The organism is Streptomyces sp. NPDC030165 (genome assembly GCF_055573595.1).
In genome coordinates this window covers 1-12894 of the sequence record NZ_JBVIBD010000015.1, presented here as the reverse complement: position 1 = coordinate 12894, position 12894 = coordinate 1, and the positions used below count along the sequence as shown (strand labels likewise).

Below are 12894 nucleotides of genomic sequence, written 5' to 3'. Positions count from 1 at the left end.
GGTCGTCGGGCGTGGCCGGATTCCCACGGCCTCGCCATGTCTCCATGCCCAGGAAACGCGATGGACGGCCGAGCCGTTCCAGCATCCACCGGATGATCACCAGGACGTTATCGAAGAGAGACTGATGTCCGCAGTTCAGGGCCCCATGTTCACGCTGCGTTCGGCCGGGGCAGCGCTTTCGCGCCATCTTCGGTGACGCGGGTCGCACCGATGTAGTCCGGCGTGTCGATCTTGTCGAACCGGATCACCGCGCCCGTGTACGGCGCGTTGATCATGTAGCCGCCGCCCACGTAGATCCCCACGTGATGGATGGACCGCGGATCGTTCAGATCGTGCGCGAAGAACACCAGGTCCCCGGGCAGCAGCTCGTCCCGCTTCGGATGCGGCCCGGCGTTCCACTGGTCGTTCGCCACCCGCGGCAGCTCGATGCCCACCGAGTGGTATGCCGCCTTCGTCAGCCCCGAGCAGTCGAACCGCCCGTCCTGCTCCGGCGTGCCGTTCCCGCCCCACAGATACGGCTTGCCCAGCTGCTCCTGCGCGTAATAGATCGCGGAGGCCGCCTGCCGGGACGGCGCGACCCGCCCCACCGGCGCCTCGAAGCTCTTGGCGAGGGTCGTGATGATCCGCACGTAGTTCTGCGTCTCGCGGATCGCCGGGACCCCGCCCGCCTTGATGACCCGGTACGCGCCCGCGTTGTAGGCCGCCAGCATGTTGCGCGCCGGATCACCCGGTACGTCCTTCACGTACTTCGCCAGCTCGCAGTCGTACGACGCCGCCGACGGGATCGCGTCCGCCGGGTCCCACACGTCCCGCCGGCCGTCCCCGTTCCCGTCGATGCCGTGCGAGGCCCAGGTGCCGGGGATGAACTGGGCGATACCCTGCGCGGCCGCCGGGCTCTGCGCGCGCGGGTTCCAGCCGCTCTCCTGGTACAGCTGGGCGGCGAGCAGCGCCGGGTTGATGGCGGGGCACAGATTGCCCCACTTCTGCACCAGCGGCTGGTACGACGCCGGCACGGCGCCCTTCGCCAGCCCCACCGCCCGGCCCGCACCGCCCGCCAGGCCCGCGGCGGCCGTGTACGTGCCCACCACGAGCAGCGCGAGGAAGCAGAGCACCAGCCCGACCCCGACCCCACCGGCCACCCAGTATTTGCGCACCCCCCAACCCTCCCCCAAACGGGCGCGTTTCACCGCCGTTTTCGGCATGTACCTCACCACACAACGGCCGTACGGACCGCTGTCCGCGCCCCCGGAGGACCGCCCCGGCGCGTGGCCCCGCCCCGTCCCCGCTCTTTCACTCCCCCACCTCGAACCAGACCGATTTCCCGCGCCCCGGCCCGTGCCGGCACACACCCCACTCGTCGGCGCACACCCCGACCAGGTACAGCCCCCGTCCGCCCGCCGAGCTCCCCTCCGGCCACCGCTGCACCGGCAGCCCCGGCGCCCCGTCATGCACCAGTACCCGCAGCGTGGCCGGCCCGGGCCACTCCCCGTACACCGTCACAGGCTCCGAACACCCGCTGTGGCGGCAGGCGTTGACGGCGTTCGTCACCACCTCCGACGTCAACAGCAGCGCGGCGTCGGCCAGCCCGCCCCGCCCGGCCGAGCGCAACGCCGTACCGACCGCGTCCCGGGCCGTACGCACCCACTCGGGATCCGGCGGAAAGACGAGCGAGAAGTCACAGGACGTGAGCGGCCGGTGCGCGGCCTCGGTGGTGGGACACATGACGTGGCCTCCTGGGGTCACCGTGCCCGGGCCGCGCGGGGAGCACGGGGTGGGCCTGTGCCGTCGAAGCTAGGGAAGGGCTTTTGGAAGTTACAACCTTTTCCGACCTATCTCGCTCGGACGAGTGGTCTCCGCCCCGGCTCAGGTCCCCCGCCCCACCGGCCGCGCAAGACTGCCCGGAACCCGAGGAGGAACCGATGCCACCCAGGAGCCAGCCCAGCGAGCGACACCGCCGCCTCGGCGCCGAGCTGCGCAAACTGCGCCGGAGCGCCGGGCTCTCGGGCGACCAGGCCGCCGTGCTGATCGACGCCGACCGTGGCCGCGTGAGCAACATCGAGGCGGGCCGGGTCGACGTGCCCCGCAACGGCCTCCACAAGTTGCTCCGGGCCTACGGCTGCACGGAGGGCCCGCTCTTCGAGGGGCTGATGACGATGGCCCAGGGCCGGGGGAAGGGATGGTGGGACGAGTACCGGGACGACCTCGGCCGCCCGGCACTCGACCTCGCCGAGCTGGAGGCCGCAGCCACCGGCGTCCGCATGCACGAGTCGTCGGCCGTACCCGGCATGCTCCAGACCGCCGACTACGCCCGGGCCATGTGTGCCATGGCGGCGGACGAGTCCAAGGACGAACCCATCGACCGATACGTGGAATTCCGCCTCGCCCGCCAGCGCGTCATCCAACGGGACCCCGGGACTCCCTACCACGCGGTGATCCACGAAAGCGCTCTGCACACACTGATCGGCAGCGCGGAGATCATGCGCGGACAACTGCGCCGGCTGATCGAAGTAGCCCGCCTGCCGCACGTGACCGTGCAGGTCTTTCCCTTCACCGCCGGGGGTTTCTCCGCCTACAGCCGCCCCTTCGCCCTGTTCAGCGGCCCGGCGCCGGAGCTCGACACCGTCCGGCTGGAACAGCCGCTCCGCTCGGCCGTCCTCCACGACCACCAGCACGTCGACAGGTACTCCAAGATCTTCGCGAGGCTGTCCGAACTGGCTCTGCCCCCGGTTGACCCGGCTGCCAAGCCCGAGTCTCATGAGGGCCGGGATTCCCTGACCTTGATCCATCACCTGATGTACACCATGCAGTAAGGAACCGTCATGCCGCAGGTCACCTGGCAGAAGTCGTCGTACAGCACACACGGCAACGACGACTGCGTAGAGGTGACCGCAAGCTCCGGCGGACCGGTCCTCTACCGCGAGAGCGACCGCCCCGGGAAGGTCGCCCAGGCCACCAGTCACACCTGGGCCGCCTTCCTCCGGGCCGTAAAGTCCTGCGCGTACGAGTGAGTGCACGAGGTCACCGCCCACCGCGGGCCCGACGGAGGAACCCATGCAGACCAGCCCCACTCCCCCCGAGAACCTCAACTGGCAGAAGGCCACGGACGACGAGAGCGCGCCCGAGTACATCGAGGTGGCCTTCGGGGACGACGACCGCGTCCACCTGCGGACGAACACCGAGCCGGACAACATCGTCACCACGACGCGCACCAAGTGGGACGCCTTCGTCCTGGGCGTGAAGGCCGGCGAGTTCGACCACTTCGTGGGGCTTTAGCACCGGACCGCGAGACACCATTCGAACATTGCTCCGCGTGACCGGCCGTGATACACACGGTGATACCGGCGGGTCACCAGGCGCCGCGCGTCTCCGTGCGCACGCAATCCCCACGGGATCCGTCAAAGAAAGCCGCCAAGTCGACATCTGGTGGCGGTTTTGTCAGCGAAGATAGATGCTGGCCCGTACCGTGTGGCGCGGGCACGCAACAACCCATAAGGGGCGGTGAGTTCATTCATGCACTTGGCGGCCGAAAAGGGCGACATCACCACCATCATTGGCGGAATCGCCCCGGACTGGGGTCCGTTCGGGACACTGGGCAACGAAGCACGCGTGATGATCGAAGTGGTCATGGCAGTAGCGATTCTGCTCTGCCTCGGCATCGCGATCTGGGGCGCGGCCAAACAGCGCATCGGCGCCACCGCGCTGCGCGACACATTCAGCGCCGAACAGGGCAAGGGCCTCATCGTGGCCGGCCTGACCGGCGTCTTCATCATCGGCTCACTGGGCACGCTCTTCACGATCGTGTACGGAATGGCCGTGTAGCCGGGACCGTCGGCGCACACCGGAGAGGCCGCTCCGACGCCCCTGGAGCGGCACACCCGGCCCGCCCCCGATGCGCCGCCGCCTCACCGGCCCCTCCCGCCCCGTACCGAAGTCCCGCACGCCCCCACACACCACCGGCGCGGCACACCACGGGCCACTCCCTCCCGTACGCCCCGCCGGCCGCCCGCGCCGTCACCCCTCCCTCACCACCCCCACCACCGGCCACACCACACCGCCGAGAGCACCCGCTGATGCCCGCTCACCCCGCCCCGCACCGTTCCGCTTTGCGCCACTCCCGGGTGCAACGGGCCGATTGGACCGCGCGCCGGGCGGGGACACATGGGCATGGCGGGGACAGAGCGACGGCCGCGGCCCACGAGGCGGTCACAAATGCCGCAGAGTCCCCCATTCGCCTCTTCCGCCCGACACCTGAGGTCCCGTCACGGTGAGATCTACTCGTACCACTGCGCCCGAGCCGCTGCCCGCGCGGCTACGGTCATATACGGGCGGCAAAACGACAGCAGTGACGGCCAGGCCGGTTGAGGGGGCACAAGCGCGATGAGTCTCAGCGATGGCGGTGGATACGGCGGTGGCGAGCCGGGCGGCCCGGACACGGGCGGCCAGACCCGCACCAGACTCCCGGACGGCGGCGACGACCCGTACGGGAGCGGCCGCCGTCCTCGAACAGGCCCCTCCAGCCGGAACCTGATCACGATCGTCGGCGTGGTGGTCCTCCTGATCGCCGCCATCGCCTTCGCGAACCGCGGCGGGGGCGGGCAGGGGGCCGGCGACGACAGCGCGAAGGAAGCGGACGCCCGGCCCACCGCACCGACCGGCACGAAGCCGGTCACGGGCAAGAACGACGGCATCGCGACGGGCTTCCCGAAGACGGAGCAGGGGGCGGAGTCGGCGGCGGCGAATTACGCGGTGGCGCTCAACAGCGACGGCATGTACACGAAGGAACGGCGGCGGACGATAGTCACGACGGTGTACGCGCCGGATGTGGCGGCCGCCCGCGAGAACGCCCTCGACAAGGCGTACGGGGACCCGAAGTTCCTCGACCGGATCGGGCTCAAGCCCGACGGCCGGGCCCCTGACGGCTCAACGTTCGTCTCCCGGGCCAACCCGGTCGGGACCAAGGTCGAGAAGTTCTCGGGCACCGCGGCCAAGGTCTCGGTCTGGTACTCGGCCCTGTTCGGCATCGCCGGAGCCGACTCCAAGAACCCGGTGGCGGAGGGCTGGTACACGAACACCTTCGACCTGCAGTGGATCGACGGCGACTGGAAGATCACCGACTTCACGCAGAAGGACGGCCCGGCCCCGGTCGGCCGGGACCAGACCGCGTCGTCGGCCGAGGAGATGTCCAAGGCTGTGCAAGGCTTCGGAGGGTTCACGTATGCCCGCTAACCATCGTCGTCGCGCCCCCACCCTCGCCGCACTGGTGACGGGCGCACAGACGGCTGTCCTCCTCCTGGGGTCACGCGCCTTCGCGGCGCCGAGTCCCACCCCTACTCCGACCCCCACGGGCAGCCCATCGGCCAGTCCCTCGCCGAGCAACGACCCCTGCGACCTCATCCGCGGCCTCGCCAGGGAGTACTGCCAGAACGGCGACAAAGCCGATTCCACCCCCAAATCCCCCGGCGGCCTGACCGACAACAACCCCCTCGACCCCCTCACCTCCCTGGCCAAAGGCTGTGCCGACGCCGCCGCCTGGATCGTCAACAAGCTGTCCGACGCCGTGCAGGCGACCTCGCAGGTCGACTTCACGAACAGCGCCTTCCTGAAGCAGTACGCCGTCGTCTTCGCCGCTTCGACCGTGCTGACGCTCGTACTGTGGCTGCTCGCCGTCGCCAAGCGCGCCGTACGCGGCGTCCGGCTGACGGAGGCGATCAGCGAGGCGATCGGGTTCCTGTGGCTGACCGTGCTGGCCTCGGCGTTCACGCCGCTGATCCTGTACACCGTCGTCTCCGCGACCGACGGCATCACCGAGATCATCGCGAAGGGCACCGGTGCGCAGACCGACACGTTCTTCGGGGCGTTCGCGGCGGCGCTGAAGAAGGACTCGGACATCGGCGGCGGCCCGATCATGCTGATCGTGGTGTCGCTCGTCTCGGTGCTGGCGGCCGGTGTGCTCTGGCTGGAGCTGGTGATCCGGGCGGCGCTGCTGTATGTGGGCGCGCTGCTCGGTACGGTCGTCTACGCGGGCCTGGTCGACAAGAACATGTGGGGGCACGTCCGCCGCTGGGCGGGCATCATGATCGCCGTGATCATGGTCAAACCGGTCATCGTGATCGTCCTGGGCATCGCCGGCGCGCTGACCACCGGCGATGGGCCGAACGCCATCTCGGCCGTCGTCTCCGGTCTCGCGATCATCCTGCTGGCCATCTTCGCCAGCGCCGTGATCTACCGTTTCGTTCCCGGTTTCGGCGACGAGCTGGTCTCGGCGCGTACGAACAAGAAGCAGGCCACCGAGGGCTCGCAGGCCGCCGCCGTGATCTCCTCGCCCGCCGCGCTGGTGTCCCAGGGCATCAAGACGCACAGCTCCCGCAGGTCCGGCGGGGGCGGTGGCCAGGAGCAGGGTGGCGGGCAGGCCCGGCCCGCCGACGCGGTGTCCGGCGGCGTCGCCGCCCACGGCAGCCGTGGCGGCGCCTCCGGCGGCCGCGTCCCGGCCCCCGCCTCCCCGGGCTCCCGTTCGCATCCGTCCCCCGGTCCGAGCGGCGGCTCGTCCGGCAGCACCCGCACCGGCAAGACTCCTGGAGGTGACGGGCGTTGACGACCCAGTCCCACCCGATCGCGCCCCGCCGCACGTACCTGATCGGCCGCGCCCGCCCGAACGCGATCGTCGGCAAGAACCGCGAGACCGGTGAGATCGCGCTGATCATCGCGGGCGCGTTCGTCGGCATGGTGTGCGGCCTGCTGGTGCCGGTGCTGTCGCTGCGGATCGTCACCCTGACCGGTTTCCCGCTGCTGGCGATCGCCGCGGTCTACTTCCCGTACCGCGGCCGTACGTTCTACAAGTGGTTCGAGATCAACCGCAGCTACCGGCGTACGGTCCGCCAGGGCACGACGTACCGCTCCGGAGCCGCCGAGGCCGGTGTCCGCCTGGACGGCCGGGAGGTGGAGGTCGGCCCGCCGCCCGGCATCGGCCGCATCAACTGGCTGTCCGCGCCGTTCGGCCCGGACGAGATCGCCGTCCTGCTGCATGCCGACCGCCGTACGGTCACCGCCGCCATCGAGATCGAGGGCCCGGGCGTCGGCCTGCGGGACAGTGAGGACCAGGAGGCGCTGGTCGAGCGGTTCGGCACGCTGCTCAAGCACGTCGCCAACGGGGACGGCTTCGTCACCCGCCTGCAGATGCTGGCCCGTACGCTCCCCGCCGACCCCGACGCGCACGCCAAGGACGTCGCCCAGCGCGGCAACCCGGACTCCCCCGACTGGCTCCAGGACTCCTACGACCAGCTCCAGTCCATGGTCTCCACCTCCTCAGAGCAGCACCGCGCCTACCTCGTCGCCTGCATGCACTACACCCGTGAACTGGCCGCCGAGGCGCACACCATGGCGCGCGCCGCGCACCTGCACAACGGCGGGCTGATCCGCAAGAAGCTGGACCGGGACGCGGGTCTGGCCGTCGTCATGGCGCGCGAGCTGACCGACATCTGCGCCCGGCTGGCCGAGGCCGACATCCGCGTACGGCAGCCTCTCGGGCAGAGCCGGCTGTCCTCCCTGGTGCACTCCATGTACGACCCGGACCATCCCATCGACCACATCCAGGCGATGACCAAGCGCAACGCCTGGCCGGCCGAGCTGGACGCGATGGAGCCGACGTACCTCCAGGCCAAGACCCGCGAGTCGGCGACCCGCGCGCCGTGGTGCCACGCCACGGCATGGATCAAGGAGTGGCCGCTGACCCCGGTCGGCGTCAACTTCCTGGCACCGTTGCTTGTGCACACGCCCGACGTCATCCGTACGGTGGCGGTCTGCATGGACCTGGAGCCCACCGAGATCGCGATCGAGCGGATGCTGACGGAGAAGACCAACGACGACGCGGAGGCCAGCCGGGCCGCCAAGATGAACCGGGTGGTCGACCCGCGCGACGTGGCCCACCACGGCCGCGTCGACCAGCGCGGCGAGGACCTGGCCTCGGGCGCGGCGGGCGTCAACCTCGTCGGCTACATCACCGTCTCCGCCCGCTCCCCGGAGGCGCTGGCCCGCGACAAGCGGACCATCCGCGCCTCGGCGGGCAAGAGTTACCTCAAACTGGAGTGGTGCGACCGGGAACACCACCGGGCCTTCGTCAACACGCTGCCGTTCGCGACCGGGATCCGCCGCTAAGCCGCTGGGAGGCGCGTACGTCATGGCCATGCTCGATCCGCTCGCAGCGCTCACCGAGGCGTTCACCAGCTTCCTGTTCGGGAAGGTGGAGACGACGCGGCTTCCGGTACGGACCTCCACCGGCCAGGCCCAGGCCGTCTACCTGCCGACCGCCGCACCGGGCCTGGGCGACTCCGGCGTGATCATCGGCCGCGAGGTCTACAGCGGCAAGGGCTACATCTACGACCCCTTCCAGCTGTACGGCCAGCAGCTCCCGGCCCCCCACTGGCTCGTCCTCGGCGAGTCCGGCAACGGCAAGTCGGCGCTGGAGAAGACGTACGTGCTGCGCCAGCTGCGCTTCCGCGACCGGCAGGTCGTCGTCCTGGACGCACAGGGCGAGGACGGCGTCGGCGAGTGGAACCTGATCGCCGAGCAGCTCGGCATCACCCCCATCCGCCTGGACCCCACCGCCGCCCTCAACGGCGGCATCCGCCTCAACCCCCTCGACCCGTCGATCACCACGACCGGCCAGCTCGCCCTGCTCCGCACGATCATCGAGGTCGCCATGGGCCGCGGCCTGGACGAGCGCTCCGGCTTCGCCCTCAAGGTCGCCCACGCGTACGTCAACGAGACGATCACCAACCGCCAGCCGGTCCTCACCGACATCGTCGAGCAGCTCCGCCACCCCGAGAAGGAATCAGCGGAGGCCATGAACGTCGACATAGACGACGTACGGGCCTGGGGCCTGGACGTGGCCCTGGTCCTCGACCGGCTGGTCGACGGCGACCTGCGCGGCATGTTCGACGGCCCGACCACCGCCGGCATCGACCTCGACGCGCCACTGATCGTCTTCGACCTCTCGCACATCGACCGCAACTCGATCGCGATGCCGATCCTGATGGCCATCGTCGGCGTGTGGCTGGAGCACACGTGGATCCGCCCGGACAGGAAGAAACGGATCTTCCTCGTCGAAGAAGCCTGGCACATCATCAACTCCCCCTTCGTCGCCCAGCTCTTCCAGCGGCTGCTGAAGTTCGGCCGGCGCCTCGGCCTGTCCTTCGTCGCCGTCGTCCACCACCTCAGCGACGTGGTGGACGGCGCGGCCGCCAAGGAAGCCGCGGCGATCCTGAAAATGGCCTCCACCCGCACGATCTACGCACAGAAGACCGACGAGGCCCGGGCCACCGGCGCGGTCCTCGGCCTGCCGCGCTGGGCGGTCGAGATCATCCCGACGCTCACGCCCGGCATCGCGGTGTGGGACGTCAACGGCAACGTCCAGGTCGTCAAACACCTGATCACCGAGGCGGAACGGCCGCTGGTCTACACCGACCGGGCGATGACCGAGAGCTCCGCCACGATGATGACGAACGAAGCGCTCGCGATCGGCCGCGCGGCCGACGCGGAGGCCGAACGGCAGGCCGAAGAGCTGGCGATGCAGCGGCAGTTCCGGGACGAGTCGAGCGAGACGGTGGCGTGACACGGGGACACGGGGACGGGTACGGCGGTACGGGCGCCCCTGGTGGCCGGGGCGGTCCGGGAGGCATGGGAGGGCCGAGCGGCGGCCGGGGACGGGGCGTCCCCGACTCCCTCCTGATAGGCGTACTCGCCTTCCTCCTCGGCCTCACCGTCCTGGCCTGGACGGCGACCGGCCTGGCCGGCCTCTTCACCCACGGCGCCTGGCCGGACGGCGTGACCTTCACCCGTACGCCACTGGCCCTGCGCAGCCTGATAGCCGCCCCGCACGACCTCACGGCCGCCTGGCCCGACACCCCGGCCGCGCAGCTCTCCGGGTACGGGCTGTTCTGGGGCATCCTCATCAGCGAACTGCTGGTGCTCGTCGTCCTGACGGTCTTCGCCATGGGGACGATCGCCCGCTATCGGGTGGTGCGGGCGAACCGACGGGCCGGGGCCGGAGTCCCCGGGTGGAACGAAGGCGCCGCACAGGGCGGGACGACACCCACAGACGCCCCCGAGACGGCTGCCGCACCTCCGGCAGCAGCACCTACGCCGCCCCCAGCGCCCGCCCCGGCAGCACCCACGACCGCCTCAGCACCCCCAGCGTCCCCCCCGGTTGCACCCGCGACCGCCTCAGCAGCGCCGCCGCCCGCAACGCCCACAGTCGCCCCCAGCGCCCCCGGCTACGTTCCCGGCCCTGCGCACGGCCTCACCCCCGACCTCACGCCCCCCACCCCCGACACCGCCCTCACCCCGGCCGTGCACTACGGCACCGACCGCCGCCAGGCCGGCGCGCTCGCCGCGGCCGCCATCACCGCGGCCGAGGGCCCTCTCGTCGTCGCCACCACCGACCCCGCCCTCTGGGCCGACACCAAGGACGGCCGCGCCAAGCTGGGCCCGCTCGTGACGTACGACCCGCAGCACCTTCTGGACACCCCGGCCCGTATGCGCTGGTCACCGACGTCGGGCTGCGAGGACATCGGGACCGCCGCGGCCCGCGCGGCAGCGCTCCTCACCCCCGTACGCCCCTCCGGCGCGCTGGACTCCGCGGTGGCCGACGCCGCGACGACGCTGCTGCGCTGCTGGCTGCACGCCGCCGCGGTGGACGGCCGGCCCTTCCGCCAGCTGCACCGCTGGGCGCACACCAAGGGCGCCGCACATGAGCCCGTACGCATCCTGCGGACGAACCAGAAGGCGTCGCCGGGCCAGGCGGGCGAGCTGGAGTCCGTACTGACCGCGCACGCGGAACGCCGCGAGATGGCCCAGGAGTTGGTCTCCCGCACCCTGGCGTCGCTCTCCTCGATCCACATCCGGGACGCCTGCAATCCGGCTCGATCCGATGCCCTCCTTCTCGAATCTTTCATCGACGAAGGGGGAACGCTCTACGTGGTAGGGGAATCCATCGAGGATCCGCGCACCACTCCGGGCGCGATGCCGCTGCTCATCGCGCTCCTCTCCAACGTGGTCGAGCGCGGCCGCCGCATGGCCGAACGGTCATCCGCCGGTCGGCTCGACCCACCACTCACCCTCGTCCTGGACGACATCGCGGCGCTGGCCCCGTTCCCCGCCCTGCCCGGCCTCCTGGAAACCGGCCGCGTACAGGGGCTGTTGACGCTGGCCACACTGCGCTCCCAGGAGCAGGCCCGCGCCCGCTGGCCGCACACACCGCTTCCGGCCTGACCGGCGCCCGCTACGCGCGTTCCAGCGCCATCTCGCGCTCGATGGCGGTCTCGTCCTTGGGGTCGGCCATCGTCCGGCCGGTCTCGACGAAGCCCAGCGACCGGTAGAGCGCCATCGCGCGCTCGTTCTCCTCGTGCACCCAGAGCCGTACGCGCGCCACCGCCGGCTCGGTACGGCTCCACGCCCATTCCACGGCCGCCGCGAACAGCTCGCGCACCAGCCCCGTACCGCGGTGCTCCGGACGGACGTACACGCCCACGACGTGCGCCCACGGCTCCTCGCCGTCCCGCTCCTCCGCACCCTCCCGCTCGACGAGCACGACGACCATGCCGCCCCAACTGCCGTCGGGCGCCTCGCCGATGAACGTCAGCGGATCCCGGTCCTCATCGCTCCGTGCCGCCCGCCGCTGCCACACCTCGTCCGGGTACGCCGCGACCTTCTCGAAGGACTCGTTGAAGGCGATACGCGCGACCGGATCGGCCAGCGCCGCCAGCCGGAGCTCCCTGAGCCGCTGCCATTCGTCCGCCTTCACCGGCCTGACCAGATACCCCATCGGCCCAGCATCCCAGCAGTCCGTCCCCCTGGCCACACGTCATTCACCTTTCCCACCCCTCACCCTGTTATTAGGCTAGCCTCACCTAACTAACACTGCGTCCGTTGCGGAGGCACCACCGTGTCCGAGCCCCCCGGCCCCACCGCCGTCTCTCCCCACAAGCCCACGGCCTCGCCCTCTCCACCCTGCAGCGGGCTCCGCACCCTCCGCCTGGCCGGCGTCGCCGGGATCGCGGCCTCCGTGGCCTGGCTCGTCGGCGACATCCTGCTGCTCGGGAAGCCCATGGGGACGGCGGGCCAGTACCCGATCCTGTCCGCGTACGACGGCATGGCCCGCGACTCCCTGGCCGCGATGCTGCCCGCCTCCACCACCCGCCTCGCCTGGGGCGCGCTGCTCGGCGTCCTGACCGGGCCGCTCTACCTCCTCGCCTGCCGCCACTTCCGCCAGGCCCTCACCCCGCAGCCCCGCCGGCTCGCCCTGCCGCCCTGCCTCCTCCTGACAGCCGGTTACGCGCTCGCCCCCTTCGCCCACGGCTCGTTCTTCTACTGGGGCCAGGCCGCGAAGGCGGTCCACGAGTCCGGCGCCGGCTCCGACGCACTGACCACCCTTCCGGGTGACCTCGCCACCGTGCTCTTCATCCCGTACGCCGTACTCCTGGCGCTCTGGATCGTCGGTTCCGTCTGGATGGGCGTCCTCGTCCTCCGCGGCGGCACCGCCTTGCCCCGCTGGATGTGCGTCGCGAATCCCCTGGTCTGCACCCTCCTCGGGGCCGCCGTCACCAAGCTCTGGCCCGGCGCCATCGGTACGGCCCTCCAGGGGGCCGCCCTGAGCGTCGCCAACCTGATCCTCTTCTCCCTCACCACCCTGGCGTTCTGGAAGAAGACCGACTGACCGCCCTCGGCAGAACTCCGAATTCACCGGGAACGCAAAAAAGCTCCGGTCCCTGAACCATCAAGGTTCAGAGACCGGAGCTGAAAAATTGTTCGGCGGCGTCCTACTCTCCCACAGGGTCCCCCCTGCAGTACCATCGGCGCTGAAAGGCTTAGCTTCCGGGTTCGAAATGTAACCGGGCGTTT

Annotated in this window: 13 protein-coding genes and 1 rRNA gene; 10 read left to right on the top strand and 4 right to left on the bottom strand. The window is 70.7% G+C overall.

Annotated features, from left to right (window positions below; genetic code table 11):
• Positions 1-149: 149 nt before the first annotated feature.
• Together ACZ4Z1_RS26160 and ACZ4Z1_RS26155 are read right to left on the bottom strand one after the other, a co-directional pair.
• On the bottom strand, positions 150-1154 hold the full coding sequence (locus ACZ4Z1_RS26160) for a C40 family peptidase (RefSeq protein WP_468489059.1): 1005 nt from the start codon (positions 1152-1154) through the stop codon (positions 150-152).
• A gap of 136 nt (positions 1155-1290) precedes the next feature.
• Entirely contained in the window at positions 1291-1722 is a 432-nt protein-coding gene (locus tag ACZ4Z1_RS26155; protein WP_468489058.1) for an ATP-binding protein, read from the bottom strand.
• A 197-nt stretch (positions 1723-1919) separates the two neighbouring features.
• On the opposite strand from ACZ4Z1_RS26155, the gene ACZ4Z1_RS26150 reads away from it, so the two are divergent.
• From ACZ4Z1_RS26150 to ACZ4Z1_RS26110, 9 genes are all read left to right on the top strand, one after another.
• The gene (locus ACZ4Z1_RS26150; protein ID WP_468489057.1) at positions 1920-2810 is read left to right on the top strand and encodes a helix-turn-helix domain-containing protein; all 891 of its coding nucleotides are present in this window, start codon (positions 1920-1922) and stop codon (positions 2808-2810) included.
• Positions 2811-2819: 9 nt separating this feature from the next.
• Positions 2820-3008 carry a DUF397 domain-containing protein gene (locus ACZ4Z1_RS26145; protein ID WP_468489056.1) on the top strand — a complete coding sequence of 63 codons (189 nt, stop codon included), beginning with the start codon at positions 2820-2822 and terminating at the stop codon, positions 3006-3008.
• A 43-nt stretch (positions 3009-3051) separates the two neighbouring features.
• Positions 3052-3273, top strand: a complete 222-nt coding sequence (locus tag ACZ4Z1_RS26140) for a DUF397 domain-containing protein (RefSeq protein ID WP_468489055.1) — start codon at positions 3052-3054, stop codon at positions 3271-3273.
• A gap of 237 nt (positions 3274-3510) precedes the next feature.
• Complete coding sequence (locus ACZ4Z1_RS26135) at positions 3511-3819, top strand: hypothetical protein (protein WP_030021086.1); 309 nt, start codon at positions 3511-3513, stop codon at positions 3817-3819.
• 558 nt (positions 3820-4377) lie between these two features.
• Positions 4378-5226 carry a DUF8175 domain-containg protein gene (locus tag ACZ4Z1_RS26130; protein ID WP_468489054.1) on the top strand — a complete coding sequence of 283 codons (849 nt, stop codon included), beginning with the start codon at positions 4378-4380 and terminating at the stop codon, positions 5224-5226.
• The gene (locus ACZ4Z1_RS26125) at positions 5216-6592 is read left to right on the top strand and encodes a hypothetical protein (protein ID WP_468489053.1); all 1377 of its coding nucleotides are present in this window, start codon (positions 5216-5218) and stop codon (positions 6590-6592) included. Before ACZ4Z1_RS26130 ends, ACZ4Z1_RS26125 begins: the two co-directional genes overlap by 11 nt.
• Entirely contained in the window at positions 6589-8151 is a 1563-nt protein-coding gene (locus ACZ4Z1_RS26120) for an SCO6880 family protein (RefSeq protein ID WP_468489052.1), read from the top strand. Before ACZ4Z1_RS26125 ends, ACZ4Z1_RS26120 begins: the two co-directional genes overlap by 4 nt.
• Before the next feature lie 28 nt (positions 8152-8179).
• The gene (locus ACZ4Z1_RS26115; RefSeq protein WP_468489252.1) at positions 8180-9607 is read left to right on the top strand and encodes an ATP-binding protein; all 1428 of its coding nucleotides are present in this window, start codon (positions 8180-8182) and stop codon (positions 9605-9607) included.
• 65 nt (positions 9608-9672) lie between these two features.
• Positions 9673-11265: a type IV secretory system conjugative DNA transfer family protein gene (locus ACZ4Z1_RS26110; RefSeq protein ID WP_468489051.1), complete on the top strand. Its 1593-nt coding sequence runs from the start codon at positions 9673-9675 to the stop codon at positions 11263-11265.
• A 10-nt stretch (positions 11266-11275) separates the two neighbouring features.
• Here ACZ4Z1_RS26110 and ACZ4Z1_RS26105 read toward each other — a convergent pair whose 3' ends face one another.
• Entirely contained in the window at positions 11276-11818 is a 543-nt protein-coding gene (locus ACZ4Z1_RS26105; RefSeq protein ID WP_468489050.1) for a GNAT family N-acetyltransferase, read from the bottom strand.
• A gap of 120 nt (positions 11819-11938) precedes the next feature.
• Between ACZ4Z1_RS26105 and ACZ4Z1_RS26100 the strand changes: the two genes are divergently transcribed.
• Positions 11939-12709, top strand: a complete 771-nt coding sequence (locus tag ACZ4Z1_RS26100; protein WP_468489049.1) for a DUF6796 family protein — start codon at positions 11939-11941, stop codon at positions 12707-12709.
• 90 nt (positions 12710-12799) lie between these two features.
• On the opposite strand, the gene rrf is transcribed toward ACZ4Z1_RS26100, so the two are convergent.
• Positions 12800-12894: ribosomal RNA gene (gene rrf / locus ACZ4Z1_RS26095) — 5S ribosomal RNA — on the bottom strand; the annotation flags it as partial.